Origin of the sequence: Streptomyces sp. NPDC005574 (assembly GCF_040605435.1) — a bacterium.
Lineage (GTDB): Bacteria > Actinomycetota > Actinomycetes > Streptomycetales > Streptomycetaceae > Streptomyces.
Map to the genome: position 1 here is coordinate 18,615 of NZ_JBEXCW010000039.1, position 25,405 is coordinate 44,019.

At 72.7% G+C, this 25,405-nt stretch carries 18 protein-coding genes and 1 pseudogene; 16 read left to right on the forward strand and 3 right to left on the reverse strand.

The features are described from left to right. Positions 1–18: 18 nt before the first annotated feature. The 5 genes from ABZT03_RS24025 (at position 19) to gatB (ending at position 6,088) form a co-directional block, all read left to right on the forward strand. Positions 19–2,256 (forward strand): bifunctional diguanylate cyclase/phosphodiesterase, encoded by a 2,238-nt coding sequence (locus tag ABZT03_RS24025; RefSeq protein ID WP_356042462.1) that lies wholly within the window; start codon positions 19–21, stop codon positions 2,254–2,256. Between the two features lie 265 nt (positions 2,257–2,521). Beyond that, positions 2,522–2,818 (forward strand): Asp-tRNA(Asn)/Glu-tRNA(Gln) amidotransferase subunit GatC, encoded by a 297-nt coding sequence (gene gatC / locus ABZT03_RS24030; RefSeq protein ID WP_018531282.1) that lies wholly within the window; start codon positions 2,522–2,524, stop codon positions 2,816–2,818. Between the two features lie 7 nt (positions 2,819–2,825). Continuing rightward, complete coding sequence (gatA, locus tag ABZT03_RS24035; protein ID WP_356042464.1) at positions 2,826–4,319, forward strand: Asp-tRNA(Asn)/Glu-tRNA(Gln) amidotransferase subunit GatA; 1,494 nt, start codon at positions 2,826–2,828, stop codon at positions 4,317–4,319. After that, positions 4,316–4,558, forward strand: a complete 243-nt coding sequence (locus tag ABZT03_RS24040) for a hypothetical protein (RefSeq protein ID WP_356042466.1) — start codon at positions 4,316–4,318, stop codon at positions 4,556–4,558. Before gatA ends, ABZT03_RS24040 begins: the two co-directional genes overlap by 4 nt. Positions 4,559–4,573: 15 nt before the next feature. Next, on the forward strand, positions 4,574–6,088 hold the full coding sequence (gene gatB, locus ABZT03_RS24045) for an Asp-tRNA(Asn)/Glu-tRNA(Gln) amidotransferase subunit GatB (RefSeq protein ID WP_356042468.1): 1,515 nt from the start codon (positions 4,574–4,576) through the stop codon (positions 6,086–6,088). A gap of 62 nt (positions 6,089–6,150) precedes the next feature. On the opposite strand, the gene ABZT03_RS24050 is transcribed toward gatB, so the two are convergent. After that, complete coding sequence (locus tag ABZT03_RS24050) at positions 6,151–6,954, reverse strand: methyltransferase domain-containing protein (protein ID WP_356042470.1); 804 nt, start codon at positions 6,952–6,954, stop codon at positions 6,151–6,153. Positions 6,955–6,993: 39 nt separating this feature from the next. On the opposite strand from ABZT03_RS24050, the gene ABZT03_RS24055 reads away from it, so the two are divergent. The 6 genes from ABZT03_RS24055 to ABZT03_RS24080 all read left to right on the forward strand — a co-directional run bounded on the left by ABZT03_RS24055 (position 6,994) and on the right by ABZT03_RS24080 (position 14,360). Beyond that, the gene (locus tag ABZT03_RS24055; protein WP_356042471.1) at positions 6,994–7,374 is read left to right on the forward strand and encodes a hypothetical protein; all 381 of its coding nucleotides are present in this window, start codon (positions 6,994–6,996) and stop codon (positions 7,372–7,374) included. A gap of 191 nt (positions 7,375–7,565) precedes the next feature. Next, complete coding sequence (locus tag ABZT03_RS24060; protein ID WP_356042472.1) at positions 7,566–9,809, forward strand: MMPL family transporter; 2,244 nt, start codon at positions 7,566–7,568, stop codon at positions 9,807–9,809. Between the two features lie 86 nt (positions 9,810–9,895). Next, the gene (locus tag ABZT03_RS24065; RefSeq protein WP_356042473.1) at positions 9,896–10,537 is read left to right on the forward strand and encodes a hypothetical protein; all 642 of its coding nucleotides are present in this window, start codon (positions 9,896–9,898) and stop codon (positions 10,535–10,537) included. A 195-nt stretch (positions 10,538–10,732) separates the two neighbouring features. After that, complete coding sequence (locus tag ABZT03_RS24070; RefSeq protein ID WP_356042474.1) at positions 10,733–10,918, forward strand: hypothetical protein; 186 nt, start codon at positions 10,733–10,735, stop codon at positions 10,916–10,918. Between the two features lie 131 nt (positions 10,919–11,049). Continuing rightward, complete coding sequence (locus tag ABZT03_RS24075) at positions 11,050–14,109, forward strand: AAA family ATPase (protein ID WP_356042476.1); 3,060 nt, start codon at positions 11,050–11,052, stop codon at positions 14,107–14,109. Between the two features lie 35 nt (positions 14,110–14,144). Further along, positions 14,145–14,360 carry a DUF6191 domain-containing protein gene (locus ABZT03_RS24080; protein WP_356042478.1) on the forward strand — a complete coding sequence of 72 codons (216 nt, stop codon included), beginning with the start codon at positions 14,145–14,147 and terminating at the stop codon, positions 14,358–14,360. Positions 14,361–14,398: 38 nt separating this feature from the next. Here ABZT03_RS24080 and ABZT03_RS24085 read toward each other — a convergent pair whose 3' ends face one another. Together ABZT03_RS24085 and ABZT03_RS24090 are read right to left on the reverse strand one after the other, a co-directional pair. Further along, complete coding sequence (locus tag ABZT03_RS24085) at positions 14,399–15,550, reverse strand: PQQ-dependent sugar dehydrogenase (protein WP_356042528.1); 1,152 nt, start codon at positions 15,548–15,550, stop codon at positions 14,399–14,401. Positions 15,551–16,007: 457 nt separating this feature from the next. Further along, positions 16,008–17,007, reverse strand: a pseudogene (locus tag ABZT03_RS24090) (aldo/keto reductase). A 76-nt stretch (positions 17,008–17,083) separates the two neighbouring features. Between ABZT03_RS24090 and ABZT03_RS24095 the strand changes: the two are divergent. From ABZT03_RS24095 to ilvC, 5 genes are all read left to right on the forward strand, one after another. Then, positions 17,084–18,034 carry a 2-hydroxyacid dehydrogenase gene (locus ABZT03_RS24095; protein ID WP_356042480.1) on the forward strand — a complete coding sequence of 317 codons (951 nt, stop codon included), beginning with the start codon at positions 17,084–17,086 and terminating at the stop codon, positions 18,032–18,034. Between the two features lie 472 nt (positions 18,035–18,506). Continuing rightward, a complete protein-coding gene (locus ABZT03_RS24100; RefSeq protein WP_356042482.1) occupies positions 18,507–21,494 on the forward strand; it encodes an EAL domain-containing protein in 2,988 nt (995 codons plus the stop codon). A gap of 238 nt (positions 21,495–21,732) precedes the next feature. Continuing rightward, positions 21,733–23,586 carry an acetolactate synthase large subunit gene (locus tag ABZT03_RS24105; protein WP_356042484.1) on the forward strand — a complete coding sequence of 618 codons (1,854 nt, stop codon included), beginning with the start codon at positions 21,733–21,735 and terminating at the stop codon, positions 23,584–23,586. 20 nt (positions 23,587–23,606) lie between these two features. Next, positions 23,607–24,134: an acetolactate synthase small subunit gene (gene ilvN, locus ABZT03_RS24110; RefSeq protein ID WP_356042486.1), complete on the forward strand. Its 528-nt coding sequence runs from the start codon at positions 23,607–23,609 to the stop codon at positions 24,132–24,134. A 119-nt stretch (positions 24,135–24,253) separates the two neighbouring features. After that, entirely contained in the window at positions 24,254–25,252 is a 999-nt protein-coding gene (gene ilvC, locus ABZT03_RS24115; RefSeq protein WP_356042488.1) for a ketol-acid reductoisomerase, read from the forward strand. The last annotated feature ends 153 nt before the right edge of the window (positions 25,253–25,405 follow it).

Sequence of the window (25,405 nt, forward strand, 5' to 3'; positions counted from 1 at the left end):
GTTGTGAGAGGGACGGGAATGGAACCGACCGAGAGCGCCGCCCCGGACTCCTGGCTGCGCGTGCGCCGGATGGCCGGCGCACTGCGCGAGAGCCGGTGGACCGGGCGGCCTCCGGAGCGTCCGGGCGCCGGACGCACGGCCGGACGCCACCCCGTGGTGGACGGCCGCGGCGCCGCACGACTCGCCGCCGGACACGGACTGCCCGACGCCGAGCACGAACGGCACCTGTCCTGGCCCGCGCTGCCCGCCGTCGTCGTCGCGGCCGCCGGCATCGTCCTGGGCGCCGGCTTCTACCGCGGCTTCCGCGGGGACCAGGCACTGTTCCCGTCCGGCACGGTGGGCTGGTCCCTGGCCGTGCTCACCGGCGTCATCGTCGGCCACCTGGTCGCGCTCGGCCGCGCCCGCTGGTGGGGCGGCACCGGCTCCGGCGCCGCCCTCACCCTCGCCGGGCTGCTGCTGTACGGCTGGGTGCCGGCCGGCATGGTCAGCCTCACCGTCGTCGTCCTGGTCGGCATAGCCAGGCGCCACCGCTGGCGGCAGGGCCTGCTGCAGGGCGCGGTGGACATCCTCGGCATCGGCGCCGGCGCCCTGGTGCTGGCGTCCTTCGGCCGCGTGCCGTCCGTCGAGCGGCCCTGGGACCCCGGCACCTGGACCCTGTACACCGCCCCCGAGGTGATGCTCGTCGCCGTCGCCTATCTCGCGGTGACCCGGGTCCTGCTCTGGTACCTGTACGCCCCGCGCGGCGGCCTGCCCACCGTGGCCCGCACCGCCCTGGTCCGGCAGGGACTCCTCGCGGTCGCGCTGCTCGGCATCGCCCCGCTGATCTGTGTCGTCGCCGTCGCCATGCCGATCCTGCTGCCGCTGTTCGCCATCCCCCTCATCGCCCTCGACTCCACCCTCTGGATAGCCAGGGCCCGCGCCGAGGAGCAACTGCGCGACCCCCTCACCGGCCTGCCCAACCGCCAGTGGCTGCTGGAACGCATCTGGACCGCGCTGGACGACGCCGAGCGCATCGACGCCCGGGCCGCCCTGATGCTGATAGACCTCGACCGTTTCCGGTCGGTCAACGACACCCTGGGGCATCTCGCCGGTGACCGGCTGCTGCTGCAGATAGCGGACCGGCTGCGGCTGGCCCTGCCGCGCGGGGCGGAGGCCGCGCGGCTCGGCGGTGACGAGTTCGCCGTCTTACTGCCGGTCGCCGACTCCACGACCTCCGCGACCCGCGTCGCCCGCGGTCTCGTGGGCGCGCTCAGCTCCCCGCTCGACCTCGACGGCCTGACCCTCGTCCTGGAGGCGAGCGCGGGAGTCGCCGTCTTCCCCGACCACGCCCTCGACGCCGAGGGGCTGCTCCGGCGGGCGGACGTCGCGATGTACCAGGCGAAGCGGGACCGCACGGGCGTCGAGGTCTACGAGTCCAAGCGGGACTCCAACACCCCGGACCGGCTCGGACTGCTCGGCGACCTGCGCCGCGCCCTGGACGCGCACGAGGTCCAGCTGCACTACCAGCCCAAGGTCCGCTTCGACGGCCAGGTCGCCGGCTTGGAGGCGCTGGTCCGCTGGGTGCATCCCGAGCGCGGGAAGGTGCCGCCGGACGAGTTCATAGCGATCGCCGAGTCCTCCGGGCTGATGCCCCACCTCACCGAGTACGTGCTGGACACGGCGCTCGCCCAGGTCGCCCGCTGGCGCGCCCAGGGCCTGTTCGTGCCGGTCGCCGTCAACGTCTCCCCGCGCGACGTGCACACCCCCGGGTTCGCCGGCTCGGTGGCCGCCCGGCTCGCCCGTCACGGCGTCCCGGCGGGATCGCTGCAGCTGGAGATAACCGAACACGTGCTGCTCGAGGACCCGCAGCGGGCCGCCGACACCCTGGCCGGACTGACCGGGCACGGCGTGAAGATGTCCCTGGACGACTTCGGGACGGGCTACTCCTCGCTGGTGCACCTGCGCCGGCTCCCGGTCAGCGAACTCAAGATCGACCGCTCGTTCGTCGCCCGGCTGGCCGTCGACACCGAGGACGCGGAGATCGTCCGCTGTACGGTCGACCTCGCCCACTCGCTGGGCCTGCTCGTGGTCGCCGAGGGCGTCGAGGACGACGAGACCTGGGAACGGCTGCGCGACCTGGGCTGCGACGCCGTACAGGGCTGGCTGGTGGCGGCCGCGATGCCGCCGGAGGAGGCCACGGCCTGGCTGCTGGCGCGGGGTTCACGCGGCTGGCAGCGCCCCCGCGCCGCCCTGCCGGCCGTGGCGACCGACGACTGACCTTCCCCCGGACAGCCCGGACAGCCCGGACGGCCCCGCCCGGACCTGGATCCGCCGCCCGGCCGGCCCCGCACGACCGTGAATCCGCCCCGCGTCGACCGCCCGCAGCCCGCGCTGCGGACCCCGCGTCGACCGCTCTCCACCGGCGCCGCGCACCCCCCGTCGACCGCCCGCCGCCCGCGCCGGGGCAAACCGTTTAACGGGCACGGCCCCCCGCCCCATAGGATTGGGCCCACCACACGCACTCACCCCAGAGGAACGCCGCATGCCTGGCATCACGCGCGAGGAGGTCGCCCACCTCGCCCGGCTGGCGCGTCTGGAGCTGAAGCCCGAAGAGCTCGACCACTTCGCGGGACAGCTGGACGACATCATCGGCGCGGTCGCCCGCGTCAGCGAGGTCGCCGACCAAGACGTACCGCCGACCTCCCACCCGCTGCCGCTGACGAACGTCATGCGCGCGGACGAGGTCCGTCCCTCGCTCACCCCCGAGCAGGCGCTCTCCGGCGCCCCGGCCCAGGAGCAGCAGCGTTTCAAGGTGCCGCAGATCCTGGGGGAGGACTAACACCACCATGACGGACATCATCAAGCTCACCGCCGCCGAGATCGCCGCGAAGGTCGCCTCCGGCGAACTCACGGCCGTCGAGGTCACCGAGGCCCACCTGGCCCGGATCGAGGCCGTCGACGAGAAGGTGCACGCCTTCCTGCACGTCGACCGCGAGGGCGCCCTCGCGCAGGCACGCGCCGTCGACGCCAAGCGCGCGGCCGGCGACAAGCTCGGCCCGCTCGCCGGCGTCCCGCTCGCGCTGAAGGACATCTTCACCACCGAGGGCATCCCGACGACCGTCGGCTCCAAGATCCTCGAAGGCTGGATCCCGCCGTACGACGCGACGCTCACCAAGCGGCTGAAGGCCGCCGACGTCGTCATCCTCGGCAAGACCAACATGGACGAGTTCGCCATGGGGTCCTCCACCGAGAACAGCGCCTACGGCCCGACCGGCAACCCCTGGGACCTCACCCGGATCCCCGGCGGCTCCGGCGGCGGTTCGTCCGCCGCGCTCGCCTCCTACCAGGCCCCGCTGGCCATCGGCACCGACACCGGCGGTTCCATCCGCCAGCCGGCCGCCGTCACCGGCACGGTCGGCGTGAAGCCGACGTACGGCGCGGTCTCCCGCTACGGCATGGTCGCCTTCTCCTCCTCCCTCGACCAGGGCGGCCCCTGCGCCCGCACGGTCCTGGACGCGGCGCTACTGCACGAGGTCATCGCCGGGCACGACCCGCTCGACTCCACGTCGATCGACGCCCCGGTCCCGCCGGTCGTCGAGGCCGCCCGCAACGGCAGCGTCGCCGGCATGCGGGTCGGTGTCGTCAAGCAGTTCCGCGGCGAGCACTACCAGGCCGGCGTCATGCAGCGGTTCGACGAGTCCGTCGCGCTGCTGAAGGAGCTGGGCGCGGAGATCGTCGAGCTGGACTGCCCGTCCTTCGACCTGGCGCTGTCGGCGTACTACCTGATCGCGCCGTCGGAGTGCTCCTCCAACCTCGCCCGCTTCGACGGCCTGCGCTACGGCCTGCGGGTCGGCGACGACGGCACGCACTCCGCCGAGGAGGTCACCTCCCTGACCCGCGAGGCCGGTTTCGGCCCCGAGGTCAAGCGCCGCATCATGCTGGGCACCTACGCCCTGTCCAGCGGCTACTACGACGCGTACTACGGCAGCGCCCAGAAGGTCCGCACGCTCATCAAGCAGGAGTTCGACGCGTCGTTCGAGAAGGTCGACGTGATCGTCTCCCCGACGACGCCGACCACCGCCTTCCCGATCGGCGAGCGCGCCGACGACCCGATGGCGATGTACCTCGCGGACCTGTGCACCATCCCGACCAACCTGGCGGGCAACGCGGCCATGTCGTTGCCCTGCGGTCTCGCGCCGGAGGACAACCTCCCCGTCGGTCTCCAGATCATCGCCCCGGTGCTGAAGGACGACCGTCTTTACAAGGTGGGTGCCGCCGTCGAGGCCGCCTTCGTGGAAAAGTGGGGTCACGCGCTGATCGAGGAGGCTCCGTCGCTGTGAGCAAGGCACTGTCCAAGGCCAAGGGATTCAAGAAGTCGAAGTCCGGCCTGTACCTGTCCATGGCCACCACCGCGTTCGGCGCGGTCGCCGTCGCCAAGCAGGCCAAGCTGGCCCGCACCGACAACGACACCCTGCGCCTGATCGACGCGGCCGTGTCCGCCGCCGCCATCGCCACCGGCCTCGCCATCCTCTACCGCGAGCTGAAGCGGCTGGGCGACGACGACGTCCTGCTGGGCTGAGAGGGAAGTTTCACCGTGACCACCACGATCGACCTGGTGTCGTACGAGGACGCGCTGGCGTCGTACGACCCCGTCATGGGCCTGGAGGTCCATGTCGAACTCGGCACCAGGACCAAGATGTTCTGCGGCTGTTCCACCGAGCTGGGCGCCGAGCCCAACTCGCAGACCTGCCCGATCTGCCTCGGCATGCCGGGCGCGCTCCCGGCCGTCAACGCGATCGGCGTGGAGTCCGCGATCAAGATCGGTCTCGCGCTGAACTGCGAGATCGCCGAGTGGTGCCGCTTCGCCCGGAAGAACTACTTCTATCCGGACATGCCGAAGAACTTCCAGACCTCCCAGTACGACGAGCCGATCGCCTTCAACGGCTACCTCGACGTGCAGCTGGAGGACGGCGAGAGCTTCCGCGTGGAGATCGAGCGCGCCCACATGGAGGAGGACACCGGCAAGTCGACGCACGTCGGCGGCGCCACCGGCCGTATCCACGGCGCTTCCCACTCCCTGCTGGACTACAACCGCGCCGGCATCCCTCTCATCGAGATCGTCACCAAGCCGATCGAGGGCGCGGGCGAGCGCGCCCCCGAGGTCGCCCGGGCGTACGTCCGCGAGCTGCGGGAGCTGATCCGGGCGCTCGGAGTCTCCGAGGCCCGGATGGAGATGGGCCAGATGCGCTGCGACGTGAACCTGTCGCTGCGCCCGCACGGCCGGGAGAAGTTCGGCACGCGGTCCGAGACGAAGAACGTGAACTCGCTGCGGTCCGTGGAGCGTGCGGCCCGTTTCGAGATCCAGCGGCACGCCGCCGTGCTCAACGACGGCGGCACGATCATCCAGGAGACCCGCCACTTCCACGAGGACACGGGGTCCACGACCTCGGGCCGCGTGAAGGAGGAGGCGGAGGACTACCGCTACTTCCCCGAGCCGGACCTGGTGCCGGTGGCCCCCTCGCGGGAGTGGGTCGAGGAACTGCGCGCCGGGCTCCCGGAGATGCCGCTGGCCCGCCGCAACCGGCTGCTCGGGGAGTGGGGCATCAGCGCCACCGAGATGCAGGCCATCCTCAACGCCGGTGCCCTGGACACGATCGTCGCCACGATCGAGGCCGGTGCGGACGCCGCCTCCGCCCGTAAGTGGTGGATGGGTGAACTGGCCCGCAGCGCCAACGAGTCGGGCACCTCGCTGGACGAACTGGCCATCACGCCGGAGCAGGTCGCCCGGGTCACCGCGCTGGTCACGGCCGGCGACCTGAACGACAAGCTGGCCCGCCAGGTCATCGAGGGCGTGTTGGCCGGCGAGGGCACCCCGGACGAGGTCGTCGACAAGCGCGGCCTGAAGGTCGTCTCCGACGAGGGCGCGCTCACCACCGCCGTCGAGGAGGCCATCGCCGGCAACCCGGGCGTCGCGGACAAGATCCGCGGCGGCAAGGTGGCCGCGGCCGGCGCCCTGGTCGGCGCGGTCATGAAGGCGACCCGCGGTCAGGCCGACGCGGCCCGCGTCAAGGAACTGATCCTGGAGAAGCTGGGCGTGGCCGAAGGCTGAGCCGCTTCCCGAACGCCCCTGGGGGGACGCGCCGTTCGCGGTGCGTCCCCCCAGGCGTGCGGTCAGGTGCGGCGGCCGACGAGCCGTACGAAGCCCAGCGCGCGGCCCTGGTCGGCGCGCAGCATCTCCACGCTCCGGCCGGCCATCCGCACGTGGAAGTCGTCGGTGCTCTCCTCGGCGACGACCTCGCTCCACAGCAGCCAGTCCCGCCAGCCGTCCGGCTGCCAGTCGGCCGCCTCCACCTCGACGGCCCCGCCGCGCGTCCAGTGGCGCCGCCACCAGCCGGGCGAGTGGAAGCACCAGAAGTCGGGCTCCCACCACGGTCGCAGGTGTTGCGGCGGCTCGGTGCCGGCGGGCTCCTCCCGCAGTGCCGGTACGACGACGCCGATCCGCCCGCCCGGCTTCAACAGCCGTGTGAGGGTGGGCAGATACAGGTCATTGGTGCCGAAGTACTGGTAGGCGTCGACGGACACGACGGCGTCGAAGGTGCCGTCGCCGAAGGGCAGGTCGTGCGCCTCGGTGTGCACCGGCAGCACACGGTCGCCGACACCCGCCTCGGCGACGCGTACGGCGTTGTCCTCGGGCCGCACCCACAGGTCGGCCGCGGTGACCTGGACGCCGTACTCCCGGGCGAGGAAGACGGACGTCATGGCCCGGCCGCAGCCCAGGTCGAGGACGCGGGCACCGGGCTCCAGCTCGGCCAGGCCGAGCGCGGGGGCCAGCCATTCCAGCAGCCACAGGGCGTGCGGGCCCATCTGGTTGTCGATGGTCCAGCGCACGTCGTAGCGGCCGCTGCGCGGATAGCGGGGGAGGGTCAGACGGTCAGTGAGGGGGTCGTTCGGGGTCCGCGATGTGTTGGTCGGCATCGGTGAACGGGCTCCTTGTGATCTTCGTAGTGGAAGGAGATGCGTAGGAGCTCGGTCGGACCTTCAAAAAATGCACCCGCTTCGGTCGACGGCGAGGAGCCGGGGACGGCTGACGCGCGGAAGCTAGCAGCGGCCCGGGTCGCCCCGCACCTGGTTTCCGGGCCGGACGCGGCCGAGGACGCCCGGCGGGCCCGCTGGACGGCGGCCGGCACCGGGGTGCTGCTGACCCTCGCCGGGCTGGCCGCGGCCGTGCTGCGGACCACCGGCACCGCTCCCGCGCTCGTGCCCGCCGCCTACGCCTGCGGCGCCTCGGTGTGCGCGGTCGCCGGGGTGCTGGGCGCGCGGGGGCGGACCCGGCGGGCGCTGTGGCTGCTGGTGGCCGGGGCGATGGTGATGGCGCTGGGCGATCAGTTCGACTGAGGTGACAGAGGTGGCGTTACTGTCCTGTGATCTGCCTCGCACTCCTGTGAACAAGCACACGAATGCGAAAAACGATCATTTCTGCCTGCAAGAGTGGTTCTCGCATCGCTCATGCGTTCTTTGCGGGCCGTTCATGTCGTGAACCACTGTTCCCGGTCAAAGATCCACACCTCCACCCCGGGAGCACGTACGTGGCAGCCCTCGCCCGCTGGTGTGTCCGCCACCGCCTCGTCGCGGTCCTGATCTGGCTGCTCGCCTGCGGCGGGGTGAGCACGGCCGCCGCCGTCGCCGGCTCCGCGTACTCCAACGACTACGAGGTCCCCGGCACCGAGTCGGGCCGCGCGGCCCGACTGCTCCAGGAGGGCTTCCCCGGGCTGGGCGGCGACAGCGACACGGTCGTGTGGCACACCACGGCCGGGACCGTCCGCGCCGCCGCCGTCGAGCAGACGATGACCGCGACCCTCGGCACGATCGCGGAACTGCCCGGCGTGGCCTCCGTCACCGGCCCCTACGAGGGCCAGGGCGCGCGCCGGATCAGCGCCGACGCCCACACCGCGTACGCCACGGTCGTCTTCGAGCACCGGGCCGAGGACATCCCCCCGGCCCAGGCGGAGGCGGTCGTCCACGCGGCCACGGCCGCCGCCGGTGACGGCCTCCAGGTCGAACTGGGCGGCACCGCCGTCGCGCTGACCGAGTCGTCCGGCGGGCACCTCGCCGAGATCGTCGGCGTGGTCGTCGCCGCCGTCGTGCTGCTCCTCGCGTTCGGCTCGCCCGCCGCCGCCGGCCTGCCCATCGCGACCGCGCTGATCGGCGTCGGCACCGCCTACGCGGCGATCGGGCTGCTCGGACACGCCATGACCGTCGCCGACTTCGCACCCATGCTCGGCATGCTGATCGGCCTGGGCGTCGGCATCGACTACGCCCTGTTCATCGTGACCAGGCACCGGCGCGGACTCAAACGCGGGCTCACCGTCGCCGAGGCCGCCACCGACGCGGTGGCCACCACCGGACGCGCCGTCGTCTTCGCGGGTGCGACCGTGTGCATCGCCCTGCTCGGCATGCTCATCCTGCGGCTGAGCTTCCTCAACGGCGTCGCCGTCGCGGCCTCGCTGACCGTCGTCCTGACCGTCGCGGCCGGTGTCACCCTGCTCCCCGCGCTGCTGTCCCTCGTCGGGACGCGCGCCCTGAGCCGGCGCGAGCGGCGCCGGCTGGCCGAGCACGGGCCGCAGCCGGAGCTGCCGACCGGGTTCGCCGCCCGCTGGTCGGCGTTCGTGGAACGCCACCCGAAAGTCCTCGGCACTGTCGCCCTGGTCGTCATGGCCGTGCTCGCGCTGCCCACCCTCTCCCTCCACCTCGGCACCTCGGACCAGGGCAACGACCCGGAGTCGTCCACCACACGGCAGGCGTACGACCTCCTCGGCAAGGGCTTCGGACCCGGCGTCAACGGACCGCTGACGCTGGTGACGCACGTCGGCGGCGCCGAGGACAAGCTCGCCCTCGACAACCTCGACGCCGCCGTCCGCACCACCGAGGGCGTCGCCTCGGTGAGCCCGGTCACCTACGGCACCGGCGGGAGCACCGCGTACTTCACGATCGTCCCGGAGTCGGCGCCCCAGTCGCAGCGGACCAGCGAGCTCGTCGACCGGCTGCGCACCGAGGTGCTGCCCCGCGCCGAGACGGGCACCTCGCTCGACCTGTACGTCGGTGGGGTGACGGCCGGTTACGACGACTTCGCGGACGTCATCGTCGGCAAGCTGCCGCTGTTCGTCGGGGTCGTCGTCGGCCTCGGCTGTCTGCTGCTCCTGCTGGCCTTCCGGTCCGTCGGGATACCGCTGAAGGCCGCCGCGATGAACATCGTCGCCGTGGCCGCCGCGTTCGGGGTGGTCGTCGCGATCTTCCAGTGGGGCTGGGGCGGCGAACTGCTGGGACTGGGCCGCGCGGGCCCGATCGAACCCTTCCTGCCCGTGATCATGGTGTCGGTGCTGTTCGGCCTCTCCATGGACTACCAGGTCTTCCTGGTCAGCCGGATGTACGAGGAGTGGCTGGAGACCGGCGACAACCGGCGGTCCGTCCGGGTCGGCCTCGCCGAGACCAGCCGGGTCATCAACTCCGCCGCCGTCATCATGATCTCCGTCTTCCTCGCCTTCGTGCTCAGCGGCGACCGGGTGATCGCCATGTTCGGCATCGCGCTCGCCTCCGCCGTCGCCCTGGACGCGTTCGTCCTGCGCACCCTCCTGGTGCCGGCCCTCATGCACCTGCTCGGCGGCGCCAACTGGTGGCTGCCGCGCCGGCTCGACCGGTACCTGCCCCGCATCAGCATCGAACCGCCGGAGTGCCGGGCCGCCCACGAGAGGCTGGCCGCCGCGACGGACGCCGAGGCGGCGGACGTACTCGCGGGGGAGCGCCGGCCCGGCACCCGCGACCTGTCCGGGTGACGGACGACCTCCGTCCCGCCCGGCACGGGTGCCGCGCACAGGGGTCATTAAGGAACCTCTCAGACTCCGTCCGTACGGTGCGGAGCATGGGAACCGAGACAGTGGACGAGACCGGCGCCGCAGCCGGCGCCGAGGCGACGACCGACAAGGAGAAGGTGAAGGTCACCAAGACCGACGAGGCCACGCGGACCGCGGCCCCGGTGACGGCCCCGGCGACCGCCGCGACCCCGGGTGAGGCCGCCTCGGCCGGCGCCGACGACACGGACGCCGAAGACGACGCCGAAGACACCGAGGACGACCTCCTCGCCGCCGGCCCGGCCGGCGACCAGGGCTCGGCCGGTGTCGGGCAGGGCGCCGGCGCGGTCGTCTCCGCGGCCCTCGGCCTCGTCTCGCTCACCGGTGGCTGGATCGCCACCGTCGCCGCCGCCCGCGAGACGCTCGTCGGCCAGCTCAAGACCTCGCAGAGCGCGAGCGTCTCCACCCAGGTCAAGGAGATCTACGGCGACGCCTGGCACACCACCGCGCTGTGGGGCGGCCTGTTCGCGCTGGTCGCGCTGCTCGTCGGCGTGGTCGTCCTCGCCCGGCCCGCGTTCGGCGCCCCGGGCAGGCCGCAGGCGCCGTGGATCAAGTCGGTGGCCTGGGGCGGCGTCGCGCTCGGCGTCATCGGCCTGCTCCTGGCCGTCCTGAAGTACACCGACGTCCTGCTCGGCCTGCCGTCGGCGACCTGAGCGGCAGCAGTTCCTGAGGGGCCTTAGGGCGTCCGTGAGCACCTTACGGACGGACCCGAGGCCCCTCACGCACGTCTAAGGCCCCCCGCGCCGCGGAAGATGCGGAACTCTCCCGATGTGGCGGACCCCCCTGGCGGACGAAGGTTGAGCCATCGCACCGAGCGAGGCCACACCGACTCCCCCAGAGGACACACCATGTACGAGTACGAGCTCCAGCAGCTGCGGTCCGCCGAACTGATCCGCCGGGCCGAGGACGAGCGGCTGGCCCGCGAGGTCGTCCGCGGCCGCCGCGCCGCCCGCCGCGAGGCCGCCCGACGGGCCGCCGAGGGCGAGGTGCATACCGGCCGTCCGCGCCGGCCCCGGCTGCCGCGCACCGCGTGAGCGCCGGGGCACGGCGGCCCGGCCGTACGACACCGCAGGCCGTCGGAAGGCCGTCACGGCCGCCCCTCGCCGCGGCGGCCGTGACGGCCGTCCTCACGAAAACCGGTGCACCGCCGACCACACCCCGTGCGATGCTCGGGCCCGTGGAAACCAGATCCGTCAGTCCGGTGTTCGTCGGCCGCGCCGAGGAACTGCGGGCGCTGAACGACGCGCTCGCCCGCGCCGCCGCGGGCGAGCCGCAGGCGCTGCTGCTCGGCGGCGAGGCCGGGGTCGGCAAGACCCGCCTCGTCGAGGAGTTCGCCACCGCCGCCTGCCGGCAGGGCGCCGTCGTCGCGCTCGGCGGCTGCGTCGAGATCGGCGCCGACGGACTGCCGTTCGCCCCGTTCTCCACCGCGCTGCGCGCCCTGCGCCGCGCACTGCCCGGCGAACTCGACGCCGCGGCCGCCGGGCAGGACGAGGAACTGGCCCGGCTGCTGCCCGAACTCGGCGAGCCGGCCACCGCCCGCGGCGCGCGCCGCGACGACGAGGAGGGCATGGCCCGCCTCTTCGAGCTCACCGCCCGCCTCCTGGAGCGCGTCGCCGCCGACCGCACGGTCGTCGTCGCCCTGGAGGACCTGCACTGGGCCGACGCCTCCACCCGCCACCTGCTCGCCTACCTCCTGCGCACCCTGCGCACCGGCCGTCTCGTCGTCCTCGCCACCTACCGCGCCGACGACATCCACCGCCGCCACCCGCTGCGCCCCCTGCTCGCCGAACTCGACCGGCTGCGCACCGTCCGCCGGGTCGAGCTCGGGCGGTTCAACCGTGCCGAGGTCGGCCGTCAGATCGCCGGCATCCTCGCCCGCGAACCCGACCCGGCCCACGTGGACGACATCTTCGAACGCTCCGACGGCAACGCGTTCTTCGTCGAGGAACTCGCCGTCGCCGTCCACGAGGGCTGCTGCACCGGCCTCACCGACTCCCTGCGCGACCTGCTGCTCGTCCGCGTGGAAGGACTGCCGGAGAGCGCCCAGCGGGTCGCCCGGATCGTCGCCGAGGGCGGCTCCACCGTCGAGTACCGGCTGTTGGCCGCCGTCGCCCGGCTCGCCGAGGACGACCTCATCGAGGCGCTGCGGGCCGCCGTCAACGCCCACATCCTGCTCGCCGCGCCCGACGGCGACGGCTACCGCTTCCGGCACTCCCTGGTCCGCGAGGCCGTCAGCGACGACCTCCTGCCCGGTGAGCGCTCCCGCCTGAACCGCCGCTACGCCGAAGCCCTGGAGGCCGACCCGACGCTCGTCCCCGCCGACGAACGGGTCCTGCGCCTGGCCAGCTACTGGTACCACGCCCATGACCCGGCCAAGGCCCTCCCCGCCGTCCTGGACGCCTCGGCCGTCGCCCGTCGCCGGCACGCCTACAGCGAGCAACTGCGGCTGCTCGAAAGGGCGATGGAGCTGTGGGACGCCGCGCCGCCGGACGTGCGGGCCCGGCTGCGCCCGGCCGGCCACCCGGAGGCGCTCCCGCCGGGCGGCGGCGACCCGCAGACCACCCCGCTCGGCTACCTCGACCTGCTGGCCCAGGCCGCCGTCGCCGGCCGGCTGTGCGGGGAACGCGAACGCGCCCTCAAGATCACCAAGCGGGCGCTGCGACTCCTGGAGGACGAGAACGACCCGCTGCGCGCCGCCTGGTTCTGGGTGCAGCGCTCCCGGCTCGTCCAGGCGCGGACCCACGCCGGCGACGGCTGGGCCGAACTGTCCACCGCCCAGGAACTGGTGCGCGGCATGCCGCCCTCCGAGGTGCACGCCGAGGTGCTGGGCACCGTCGCCAGCTGGTCGATGATGCACGCGCCCGGCCCGGAGGCCCTGTCCGCCGCCGAGCGGGCCGTGGAGTACGCCCGGATGGTGGGCGCGCACGAGATCGAGCTCAACGCCCGCCTCACACTGGGCGTCCTCATGGTCGACGCGGGCGACGTCGACGCCGGCCTCGCGCAGCTGTACGAGGTCAAGAAGCGGGCCTTGGAGGCGGACAGCCCCTTCGTCCTGGGCCGGGCCTATGTGAACCTGCCCGCCGAACTCGAAGCGGTCGGCCGCTCCAGGGAAGCGGTCGCCCTCCTGGAGGAAGGCGCCGTCGGCACCCGCAAGTTCGGCCTGCGGGACTCCGAGGCGTGGGTGTGGGGCAACCTCTCCGAGTCGCTCTACTCGCTCGGCCGCTGGGACGAGGCCGTCGAGGCCGCCGAGCGCGCGCTGCGGCTGGGACGCGACGCCAAACCCCACGCCGGAAGCGCCCTCGTCCTGGCCCAACTCGCCCTGGACCGGGGTGACGTGGCCGAGGCCGCCCGCCACGTCGCCTACGTTCGCGAACATCTGGGCACCCAGGGCACCGCCCCCGCGCACTCGATACCGCTGGCGTACCTCTGCATCGGCATCGCGGCCGGCGAGGGCCGGCTCCTCGACGCCCGGGCCGCGCTCGCCGGCGCCCTGGACGCCGGGTTCCCCATCGGCACCCAGCGCTACGCCTGGCCCCTGCTCCTTGCCGCGGCCACCGCCGAGGCCGACGCCCCGCCGCTGCCCGCGCTGGCCGAGGGGCGCGCCGCCGTCCTCGAACAGATCCTGGAGGCCGCCCGGAAGACCACCACCGGCGCCCCGGTCTGGCTCGCCCACGACCGGTGGGTCCGTGCCGAACTCGACCGGGCGGAAGGCCGGGCGTCCGTCGACGCCTGGACGGAGGTGGTCGCGGCCTTCGAGGAACTGGAGAACCCCCACGGCCTCGCCCGCGTCCGGCACCGCCTCGCCGAGGCCCTGCTCGCGGCCGGCGGCGACGAGGAACGCGACCGCGCCACCGAACTGCTCCGGCTCTCCCACGCCGTCGCCGACCACCTCGGGGCCCGTCCGCTGGCCGACGCCGTCACCCTGCTCGCCCAGCGCGCCCGCCTCACCCTCACCTCCGCGCCGGCCCGGCCGCAGGCACCCGCGGACCCGGTCGAGGCCCTCGGCCTGACCGGCCGGGAACGGGACGTGCTGCGACTCGTGGCGGCCGGCCGGACCAACCGCCAGATCGCCGGGGAACTGTTCATCTCACCGAAGACGGCGAGCGTCCACGTCTCGAACATCCTGGGCAAGCTCGGCGTCTCCGGGCGGGGTGAGGCCGCGGCGGTGGCCCACCGTCTGGGACTGTTCCCGACGGAGGTCGTCGAGGCCCCCTCGGCGGGCTGAGGCGTACGCTGGCAGGGACCGGCAGGGGAGGCGCCGTGTTCAACATGTTCGAGGAACTGTTCGCACCCGGTCGAAAGCACACCCACGACGAGCAGAAACGGCTCGAACTGACCCGGGAGGACGTCGGAGACGGCGACCCGGGACGCGGCCCGATAGACCTCGGCTCGGGAAAGGTCGTCGTACGGCGACCGAAGGACCCGGACGCCGAGCCCGCGGCCGGCACCGGGACCGCCGCCGAGGCCGAGGACTGAGAACGAAGCCCCGAGGCCGAAGGGGCCGGACGCCCCTCTCAGCTCACCCGGAGCTCCAGGATCCGGTCGTCCCCGCCCTTCGGGTCCCCCCGGCCGTCCGTGTTGCTGGTCGTCACCCACAGCCGGTCGCCGCCCGCCGACACCACCGTGCGCAGCCGGCCGTACTCGCCCTTCAGGAACGCCTGCGGGTCCGCCGAGGCGGCCGTGCCCTTCAGCGGGACGCGCCACAGACGCTCACCCTTCAGGCCGGCCATCCAGACCGAGCCCTGCGCGTAGGCGATGCCGCTGGGCGAGGCGTCGTCGGTGTGCCACTGGGCCACGGGGTTCTGGTACGCGGAGTCGCTCGACCTGCCCTCGGCCTTCGGCCAGCCGTAGTCGGCGCCCGGCTTGATCGCGTTCAGCTCGTCCCAGGTGTCCTGGCCGAACTCCGAGGCGAACAGGCGCTGCCGGTCGTCCCAGGCGAGGCCCTGCACATTGCGGTGGCCGTACGAGTACACGGGGGAGTCCGGGAAGGGGTTGCCCGGGGCCGGCTCGCCCTCGGGGGTCAGCCGGAGGATCTTGCCGCCCAGGGACTTCCGGTCCTGGGCCAGGCCGCGGTCGCCGCTCTCACCCGTGCCGGCGTACAGCATCCCGTCGGGGCCGAACGCGATCCGGCCGCCGTTGTGGATGAACCCCTTCGGGATGCCCTTGAAGACCGTGTCCGGGGCGCCCAGCTGCTCCCCGGCCGGCTTCTCCGGCTGGTACAGCACACGGACGACGCGGTTGTCCGAGGCCGAGGTGAAGTAGGCGTAGACCATGTGGTCGGCCGCGTAGTCGGGGGACAGGGCGATGCCCAGCAGACCGCCCTCCCCGGCCGCCGACACCCCCGGCACCTCGCCGAGCAGGGTCTTGCGGCCGGTCTTCTCGTCGACCCGGGTGATCGTGCCGTCGTCCCGGGAGGAGACCAGGAGGCCGCCGTCGGGGAGGGCGGCGAGGCCCCAGGGCGTCCTGAGGTGCCCGGCGACGGTACGGAGCACCCGCACCGAACCCTTCGCGGGAGGCGTCGACCCGGCCCGCGCCGAGGAAACCGAGGAAGGGGAGCGCGAGTCCACGCCGCCCGCCGACGCGCTCCCGCCGCCTCCCGAGGTCCCGGCCGCCCCTCCGCCACCGCCGGAACAGCCGGCCGCGAGCAGGAGCGCGGCCGCGGCCATGACGGCCGACACAGCTCGACGTTGCACGATCGGGTCCCTTCGACGCGACGGGTTCTCCCCTACATACTCCGCTCGCGCCCCACAGGTTCCCGCTCCCCGGATCCCGAACCACAGGGACGAGCGCGCTCTGCCGGCCGGGGGGTCCGCTCCGGGCGGGGTCGATCCGGCGGAGCCATCGGCCCGGGGGCTGCGCCCAGCCGGTCCGGTCCGGTTCGGTGGACCGGTGGACCGGTGGACCGGTGGACCGGTGGACGGGGCCGGGCCCGGGCCCGGGCCCGGCGAGTCCAGCGTTCCCGGGGCTGGGCTCGGTGAGTCCGGTTCGGTCCGGTGGTCCGGCGTTCCCGGGGCTGGGCCCCGTGAGTCCGGTTCGGTCCGGTGGTCCGGCGTTCCCGGGGCTGGGCTCGGTGAGTCCGGTTCGGTCCGGTGGTCCGGCGCCTCGGCCCCATCCCGTCCGGCCTCAGTCCCACGACCCCAGTGCCCGGGGCAGGCGGGACAGTTCCGTGAGGTCCTGGGGGGTCAGGCGGAGCGCGGTCGCGGCCGCGTTCTCCGTCACCCAGCGCTCCCGCTTGGCGCCCGGCACCGGGACCACGTGCCGGCCCTGCGCCAGGACCCACGCCAGGGCGACCTGGGCGGGGGTGACGTGCTCGCCGTGCCGACGGGCCACCCGTCGCAGGCCCACGACGATCGGCTGGTTCGCGGCCATCATCTCCGCGGTGAAGCGGGGGTGCCGGGCGCGGACGTCGTCCGGTTCGAAGCCCTCACCCGGGGTCAGGGTGCCGGTCAGGAAGCCGTTGCCGAGTGGCATCGCCGCCAGCAGACCGACCCCGCGCGCCTCGCACCAGGGCAGCAGTCCCTCCAGCGCCTCCGGTGACCACACCGACAGCTCCGCCTGCACCGCGCTCACCGGGAAGACCTGCTGCACCCGCCGCAACTGCCGGATCGTCGCGTCGTGCAGGTGGGCGCCGGAGCGTCGGCCGCCCCGCGCGCCCACCGCGCACAGCCCGAGCGCCCGTACCTTTCCGGCCCGCACGAGCTCCGCCATCGCGCCCCAGGGTCTCCTCGACGGGGACCTCCGGGTCCGCCCGGTGCAGCTGGTAGAGATCGATCACGTCCGTCTGCAGCCGCCGCAGCGAGGCGTCGCACGCCCTGCGCACATAGCCGGGGCGGCCGTTGGCCACCACGTGCTGCTCACCCACCAGCAAGCCGACCTTGGTCGACACGAACGCGTCCCCGCGCCGCTCCTTCAGCGCCCGCCCCACCAGCAGCTCGTTGGTGAACGGGCCGTACATGTCGGCGGTGTCGAGCAGGTTCGAGCCCTCGTCCAGCGCCCGGTGCACCGTCCTGAGCGACTGCTCCCCCCGCTGCCGCGACCCGCTGTAGGCCCAGCTCATCGGCATGCACCCGAGTCCGACGGCTCCCACCGCGAGCGCCGCCGCGCCGATCGTCCTGCGCTCCACCTGCCCGTGACCCTCCCTGTACAGACCCACCAACCTAACCTCTGTGCCGACGTGTGCCTGACATAGCCTCCCCACCATGAGCAATGACGTGTGGCTCCCCATCCGGCCGGACGAGATCGAAGGGCTGCCGAAGGGCCCGGACTACCGTTACTGGGACGGCGGCGACGACTTCCCGGCGGACCCCGCCGACTGCGCGTTCTACGTCGTCCCCTACATGAAGCCCGCCGACGTGGGCCGGCGGCCCCTGCCCGCGATGACCGGCCTGCGGGTCGTGCAGACGCTGTCGGCCGGCATCGACCACGTGGAGCCCGCCCTCGGCGACCTGCCGTCCGGCGTACGGCTGTGCAACGCCCGTGGGGTGCACGAGGCGAGCACCGCCGAACTCACCCTCACCCTGGTCCTCGCCTCGCTGCGCGGTGTCCCCGACTTCGTCCGGGCCCAGGACCGGGGGGAGTGGCTGGGCGGGTTCCGGCCCGCGCTGGCCGACCGGAGCGTCCTCATCGTCGGCTACGGCTCGATCGGAGCGGCCATCGAGGACCGGCTCGCGCCCTTCGAGCTCGCGCGGGTGGCGCGCGTCGCGCGCTCAGGGCGCACCTCGGCGCGCGGACCGGTGCACCCACTCACCGACCTGCCCGCCCTGCTGCCGGAGGCGGACGTCGTCGTCCTGTCCACGCCGCTCACCGAGGACACCCGGCACCTGGCCGACGCCGCGTTCCTGGCCCGGATGAAGGACGGAGCCCTGCTGGTCAACGTGGCCCGCGGTCCGGTCGTCGACACCGCGGCGCTGCTCGCCGAGCTGGAGTCCGGGCGCCTCACCGCGGCCCTCGACGTCACCGACCCCGAGCCGCTGCCGCCGGGGCACCCGCTCTGGCAGGCGCCGGGCGTGCTCGTCAGCCCGCACGTCGGTGGGCCCACGTCCGCGTTCCTGCCGCGCGCCAAACGGTTGCTGGTGGACCAGTTGGGCCGGTTCGTGAACCGGGAGCCGTTGCGCAACGTGATCCTGACGACGGGCGCGAGCGATGCGTGACGCCTGCGGGACGAGCCTCGCGCGCGCGGTCCGCAGGGCGCGCGCAACGGGCGTGTAATCCGTTTCCCGTACCCTCCGCAACCCTGTGGACGCGGTCCGTACGCGCGGCGGCCCGAACCGTCACGGAGCGTAGAGGAACTATGTCCCTGAGTGACGAGACTGGTGTATCGTCCCGACAGGGGCTGCGCCGCGCACCGTTCGGCGCCGGGGATGGACATTGCAGACTGTGAGGGGGGCGACGGGCGATGCACGGCCTATGGACGAACGATCCGACGCGGCGAGGCCGCCGGCGACGACCCTGGCGCACGACCGTGCGCCGACGCGGTCACCACAGCGGCCCCGACAGCCGGCCGACCGGTCACGGCGGGCGGCAGAGCCCTCACCACCGTCGCCCGACCAGCCGCCGCAGGCATGCCCATCCGGCGCACCGGGATCCCCGGGACCCGGGAGCGGCGCGGACCGGGAGGGCCCGGTGAGTTCGCCCCCGCCCCCCACGACCACGCTGCACGGAGCGCTGCGGGCGCAGCCCGCACCGAGCGCGCCGAGGGCCCGGCTGCCCCGGCCGCCCGCCCCCGACGGCGGGAGCGGCCTGGTGCAGCAACTCGTCCTCGCCCTGGTCTGCGCGGGATACGCCGTCGGCGCCGCGCTCGGCTGGGGTTCCAGCGAAGCCGCGCTGATCATGGGCGACTTCGGGCTGAGCGCCGCCGCCGCCACCGCCGCAGTCTCCTGTTTCCTCTACACCCGCAACCGCCGCATCCGCTTCCGGCCCGCCTGGCTGCTGTTCGCGCTCTCCTCGGCGATGGCGTCCCTCGGCAACCTGGTCTGGGGGTGGTACGAGGTCGTCCTGGGCCGGCCCGTGCCCAGCCCCAGCTACGCCGACCTGTTCTTCCTGTGCTTCGCGCCGCCCGCCATCGTGGGCCTGCTGGTGCTCGCCAAGCGGCCGGTGACCAAGGCCGGCTGGGGCTGTCTGGCCCTGGACGCCTGGCTGATCGGCGGCTCACTGCTCACCCTCGCCTGGAGCCTGGCCCTCGCGCAGGCGGCCAAGTCCGAGGGGCCGAGCGTGGCGCACACCGCCCTCTCCCTCGCCTACCCGCTGCTGGACATCGCCCTGGTCAGCATGGTGCTCGCGCTGCACTTCCGGCGCTCACCGGGCAACCGCACGGCGGTGAACACCGCGATCGGTGCCCTCGCCCTCACGGTGATGTGCGACGCCCTGTTCACCTCACCGCTGCTGCACAACGACTACCGCTCCGGGCAACTGCTCGACGCGGGCTGGTTCGCCGGCTCGCTGCTCCTCGCCTACGCCCCCTGGGCCGCCCCGCGCGGAACCGCCGCGGCCGACGACCCGCACACCCGCGTGGTGCGCGAGCACCTGCCCGGGCAGCGCACCGGCCCGCCCCACCACGCGCCCCCGCAGGGAGGCGATCACGGCCGGTATCCGGCCACCCGGCCCATCACCGGCTCGCTGGCCGCCCTCACCCCGTATCTCGCCGCCGCCGTCTGCACCCTGGGCATCCTCTACAACGTCCTCAACGGCAACAGCGTGGACCGCGTGGTGCTGCTGACCGGCGGCACCGTGGTGCTCGCCCTCGTGGTGCGGCAGGGCATCATGCTGCTCGACAACATCACCCTCACCCAGGAACTGGCGCAGAAGGAGAACCACTTCCGCTCCCTGGTGCAGGGCTCAAGCGACGTCATCATGATCGCCGCCCCCAACGGCATCCTGCGGTACGTCTCGCCGGCCGCCGCCGGGGTCTACGGCCGCCCGGCGGAGGACCTCGTCGGCACCGAGCTGGCCGGCCTCATCCACCCGGAGGACCTGGGCTGCGTGGTGCACGAGGTGCGCCGGTTCCTCGCCGCCAGCCCCCAGGACGAGCCCACTACGCGCATCGAGTGCCGCTTCCGCTCCGGTGACGGCGGCTGGCTCAACGTCGAGTCGACCGTCAACCGGCACCACGGCGGTCTCATCTTCAACAGCAGGGACATCACCGAGCGGGTGCGGCTCCAGGCCCAGCTCCAGCACAACGCCGAGCACGACCCGCTCACCGACCTGCCCAACCGCGCCCTGTTCACCCGGCGCGTCCAGCAGGCCCTGTCCGGCCGCCGCTCCTCCGACCGCGGGACGGCCGTCCTCTTCATCGACCTCGACGGCTTCAAGGCGGTCAACGACACCATCGGACACCAGGCCGGGGACGAACTCCTCGTCCAGGCCGCCCGCCGCCTCCAGGACGCCGTACGGTACGGCGACACCGCCTCCCGGCTCGGCGGGGACGAGTTCGCCGCCCTGATCGTCGGGGACGGCACCCGGGACCGCGCCGCCCGCGAGCGCCACATCCAGGAGCTCGCCGACCGCCTGAGGATCACCCTCTCGCAGCCCTACCTCATCGACGGCAACGACGTCCGGGTCGCCGCGTCCATCGGCGTCGCCTTCGCCGAACCCGGCCTCGGTGCGGGGGAGTTGCTGCGCAACGCCGACCTCGCGATGTACCGCGCCAAGGCCGGCGGCAAGGGCCGGGTCGAGCTGTACGCCCCACAGATGCAGCAGGACGTCGTACGCAAGGCGGAGCTGGCCACCCGGCTGCGGACCGCACTGCACGACGGGGAGTTCGCGCTGCTGCACCAGCCGGTGGTGTGCCTGGAGGACGGCCGGATCACGTCGGTCACCGCCCAGGCCCGCTGGCGCTCCTCCCAGGGTGTGCTGTTCACGCCCGCCGAGTTCCTGCGGGTGGCCGAGGACGGCGACCGGACGGCCGAGCTGGGCCGGTGGATGCTGGAGGAGGCCGTCGAACAGGCCGCCGAACGCGCCGCGACCGGGGACGCCGTGCCGGTGGCGGTCCGGATGAACGCCCGCCGGCTGCTCGACCGTTCGATGCCGTTCGGCTCGATCGAGGCCCTGCTCACCCGGCACGGGCTGCCGTCCGGCTCCCTGGTGATCGAGCTGTCCGACACCGACCCCCGGGTCCCGCTCGACGAGCTGGAGCGCCGGCTGAGCGCGCTGCGCAGGCTCGGCGTACGCATCGCGCTCGACGGCTTCGGCAGCGGATACGCGGCGATCACCGCCCTGCGCCGCCTCCCCGTCGACGCCCTCAAGCTGGACCGCGGGCTGGTGGAGGGCGTCGTGGAGTCCGCGCGGCTGCACAAGATCACCAGTGGGCTGCTGAGGATCGCCGCCGATCTCGGGCTCCAGTCCGTGGCCGACGGCGTGGACCTCCCGGAGCAGGTCGTGGCGTTGCGCGCGATGGGCTGCACCCACGGGCAGGGCATGGCCTTCTCAGGGCCGCTGGACGAGTACCGGCTGCGCCGGGCGCTCGCTTCCGGCCATTATCCGGTGCCCGACGGACCCGCCGAACCCGTGTTCGCGGGAGGCGCCCCGAAGGTGTACACCGGGGGGGTGGCCGCCGTTCTCGGTGGTGGCGCCGGGCTGCGCTCACATAATGAGACTCCCGTCCCACCCACTTGACACGTGGTGCGTGCCGGGGGGAGGGTCAGTGCCATGCGCACCCGAATTCTCGTACTTGGAAAGCGCGTCGGCTGAAGCTGGTGACGTCCGGACGGACCCGGAACTCCCAGCGACCACCTCCCGGCGCGCTCCCCTCGCTTGCCTCACGGCACGAGGGGTTTTTTGTTGCACAGACACTTGCCGTACAACCGTCGTACACCGCACAAACGTCGCAAAAACCCTCAGCATCGAGAAGAGAATGCCGATGACCGAGCAGGCCACCGGGGCCCACCAGCCGCAGCCACGGCCCCGATCCGGAGGACAGTCCGCGCCCGAGCGCGTCACGGGTGCGAAGTCCCTCATCCGCTCTCTCGAGGAAGTCGGGGCCGACACGGTATTCGGCATCCCCGGCGGCACGATCCTGCCGGCGTACGACCCGATGATGGACTCCGCCCGGCTGCGCCACGTCCTGGTCCGCCACGAGCAGGGCGCCGGTCACGCGGCCACCGGTTACGCGCAGGCCACCGGAAAGGTCGGCGTCTGCATGGCGACCTCCGGCCCCGGCGCCACCAACCTGGTGACGCCGATCGCCGACGCGAACATGGACTCGGTGCCGCTGGTCGCGATCACCGGCCAGGTCGTCACCAAGGCGATCGGCACGGACGCCTTCCAGGAGGCGGACATCGTCGGCATCACGATGCCGATCACCAAGCACAGCTTCCTCGTCACCAAGGCGGAGGACATCCCGAAGACGATCGCGGAGGCGTTCCACATCGCCTCGACCGGCCGCCCCGGCCCGGTCCTCGTCGACATCCCGAAGGACGTGCTGCAGGCGCAGACGACCTTCTCCTGGCCGCCGGTCATGGACCTGCCCGGCTACCGCCCGGTGACCAAGCCGCACGCCAAGCAGATCCGCGAGGCCGCGAAGCTGATCACCTCCGCCAGGCGGCCCGTCCTGTACGTCGGCGGCGGCGTGCTGAAGGCACGGGCCACCGCCGAGCTGAAGGTCCTCGCCGAACTCACCGGAGCGCCCGTCACCACCACCCTGATGGCGCTCGGCGCATTCCCCGACAGTCACGAGCTGCACGTGGGAATGCCGGGCATGCACGGTGCGGTCACCGCCGTCACCGCGCTGCAGAAGGCCGACCTGATCGTCGCCCTCGGAGCCCGCTTCGACGACCGTGTCACCGGCAAGCTGGACAGCTTCGCGCCGTACGCGAAGATCGTCCACGCCGACATCGACCCGGCCGAGATCGGCAAGAACCGCACCGCCGACGTGCCGATCGTCGGGGACGCCCGCGAGGTCATCGCCGACCTGGTCCAGGCCGTGCAGAAAGAGCACAGCGAGGGCCACCGCGGCGACTACACCGCCTGGTGGAAGGACCTCAACCGCTGGCGGGACACCTACCCGCTCGGCTACGAGCAGCCCGACAACGGCTCGCTCTCCCCGCAGCAGGTCATCGAGCGCATCGGGCAGCTCGCGCCGGAGGGCACGATCTTCGCCGCGGGCGTCGGCCAGCACCAGATGTGGGCCGCGCACTACATCCAGTACGAGAAGCCCGCGACCTGGCTGAACTCCGGCGGCGCCGGGACGATGGGCTACGCGGTGCCGGCCGCGATGGGGGCCAAGGCCGGAGCCCCGGACCAGACGGTCTGGGCGGTCGACGGCGACGGCTGCTTCCAGATGACCAACCAGGAACTCACCACCTGCGCCCTGAACAACATCCCGATCAAGGTCGCCATCATCAACAACGGCGCCCTCGGGATGGTCCGCCAGTGGCAGACCCTGTTCTACAACCAGCGCTACTCCAACACCGTGCTGCACAGCGGCCCGGAGGCGGACGGCAAGCAGCCGAGCGCGGGCACCCGCATCCCCGACTTCGTCAAGTTGTCGGAGGCGATGGGCTGTTACGCGATCCGCTGCGAGTCCCCGGACGACCTCGACAAGGTCATCGAGGAGGCGAACTCGATCAACGACCGCCCGGTCGTGGTCGACTTCATCGTCCACGAGGACGCCATGGTGTGGCCGATGGTCGCCGCCGGCACCTCGAACGACGAGGTCATGTTCGCCCGGGACGTCCGCCCCGACTTCGGCGACAACGAAGACGACTGAGCGAGAGAGACGAAAGACAAATGTCCAAGCACACGCTCTCCGTCCTGGTCGAGAACAAGCCCGGTGTCCTCGCCCGGATCACCGCCCTGTTCTCGCGGCGGGGCTTCAACATCGACTCCCTCGCCGTCGGCGTGACCGAGCACCCCGACATCTCCCGCATCACGATCGTGGTGAACGTGATCGAGGCACTCCCGCTCGAACAGGTCACCAAGCAGCTCAACAAGCTCGTCAACGTGCTGAAGATCGTCGAGCTGGAGCCGGGTTCGGCCGTTCAGCGTGAACTCGTTCTGGTGAAGGTGCGCGCCGACAACGAGACGCGCTCGCAGATCATCGAGATCGTCCAGCTGTTCAGGGCCAAGACCGTCGACGTCTCCCCCGAGGCCGTGACCATCGAGGCCACCGGCGGCAGCGACAAGCTGGAGGCCATGCTCAAGATGCTGGAGCCGTACGGCATCAAGGAACTGGTCCAGTCCGGCACGATCGCGATCGGACGCGGTGCCCGTTCGATCACCGACCGGTCGCTGCGCGCCCTCGACCGGTCGGCATAACGACGGTTCCGGGCGGCCGGGGGACAACGGCCGCCCGTATACCGAGACCCCGAATCCTTCCTTCCGCCCGCCGTCATACGGTGGGACGCAACACCCGCACCCCAAGGAGAGAACCCAAAGTGGCCGAGCTGTTCTACGACGCCGACGCCGACCTGTCCATCATCCAGGGCCGCAAGGTCGCGGTCATCGGTTACGGCAGCCAGGGCCACGCCCACGCCCTGTCGCTGCGCGACTCGGGTGTCGACGTCCGCGTGGGTCTGCACGAGGGCTCCAAGTCCAAGGCGAAGGCCGAGGAGCAGGGGCTGCGCGTGGCGAGCCCGGCCGAGGCCGCCGCCGAGGCCGACGTCATCATGATCCTCATCCCGGACCCGATCCAGGCCCAGGTCTACGAGGAGTCCATCGCCCCGAACCTGAAGGACGGCGACGCGCTGTTCTTCGCCCACGGCTTCAACATCCGCTTCGGCTTCATCAAGCCGCCGGCCGGCGTGGACGTCGCCCTGGTCGCCCCGAAGGGCCCGGGCCACCTGGTGCGCCGCCAGTACGAGGAGGGCCGCGGCGTCCCCGCGATCGCGGCCGTCGAGCAGGACTCCACCGGCAACGCCTTCGAGCTGGCCCTGTCCTACGCCAAGGCCATCGGCGGCACCCGCGCCGGCGTCATCAAGACGACCTTCACCGAGGAGACCGAGACCGACCTGTTCGGTGAGCAGGCCGTGCTGTGCGGTGGCACCTCGGCGCTGGTCAAGGCCGGCTTCGAGACGCTGGTCGAGGCGGGCTACCAGCCGGAGATCGCCTACTTCGAGTGCCTGCACGAGCTGAAGCTGATCGTCGACCTCATGTACGAGGGTGGCCTGGAGAAGATGCGCTGGTCGGTCTCCGAGACCGCCGAGTGGGGCGACTACGTCACCGGTCCGCGCATCATCACCGACGCCACCAAGGCCGAGATGAAGCAGGTCCTCGCCGAGATCCAGGACGGCACGTTCGCCCAGAACTGGATGGACGAGTACCACGGCGGTCTGAAGAAGTACAACGAGTACAAGACGCAGGACGAGAACCACCTGCTGGAGACCACCGGCAAGGAGCTGCGCAAGCTCATGTCGTGGGTCAACGACGAGGCGTGACGTGACGGTCCGGCCGGGGCACAGGGGCGCACCCGCCGCCCCGGCCGGACCTCGGGGTTCCGCCCCCGGACCCGCTCCCCGGACGCCCGAGGGGCTCATTCCGGTGTTGGCCGCCGTGTACAGCCACGTCCGGGTGATCCTTCCGCACAGGCG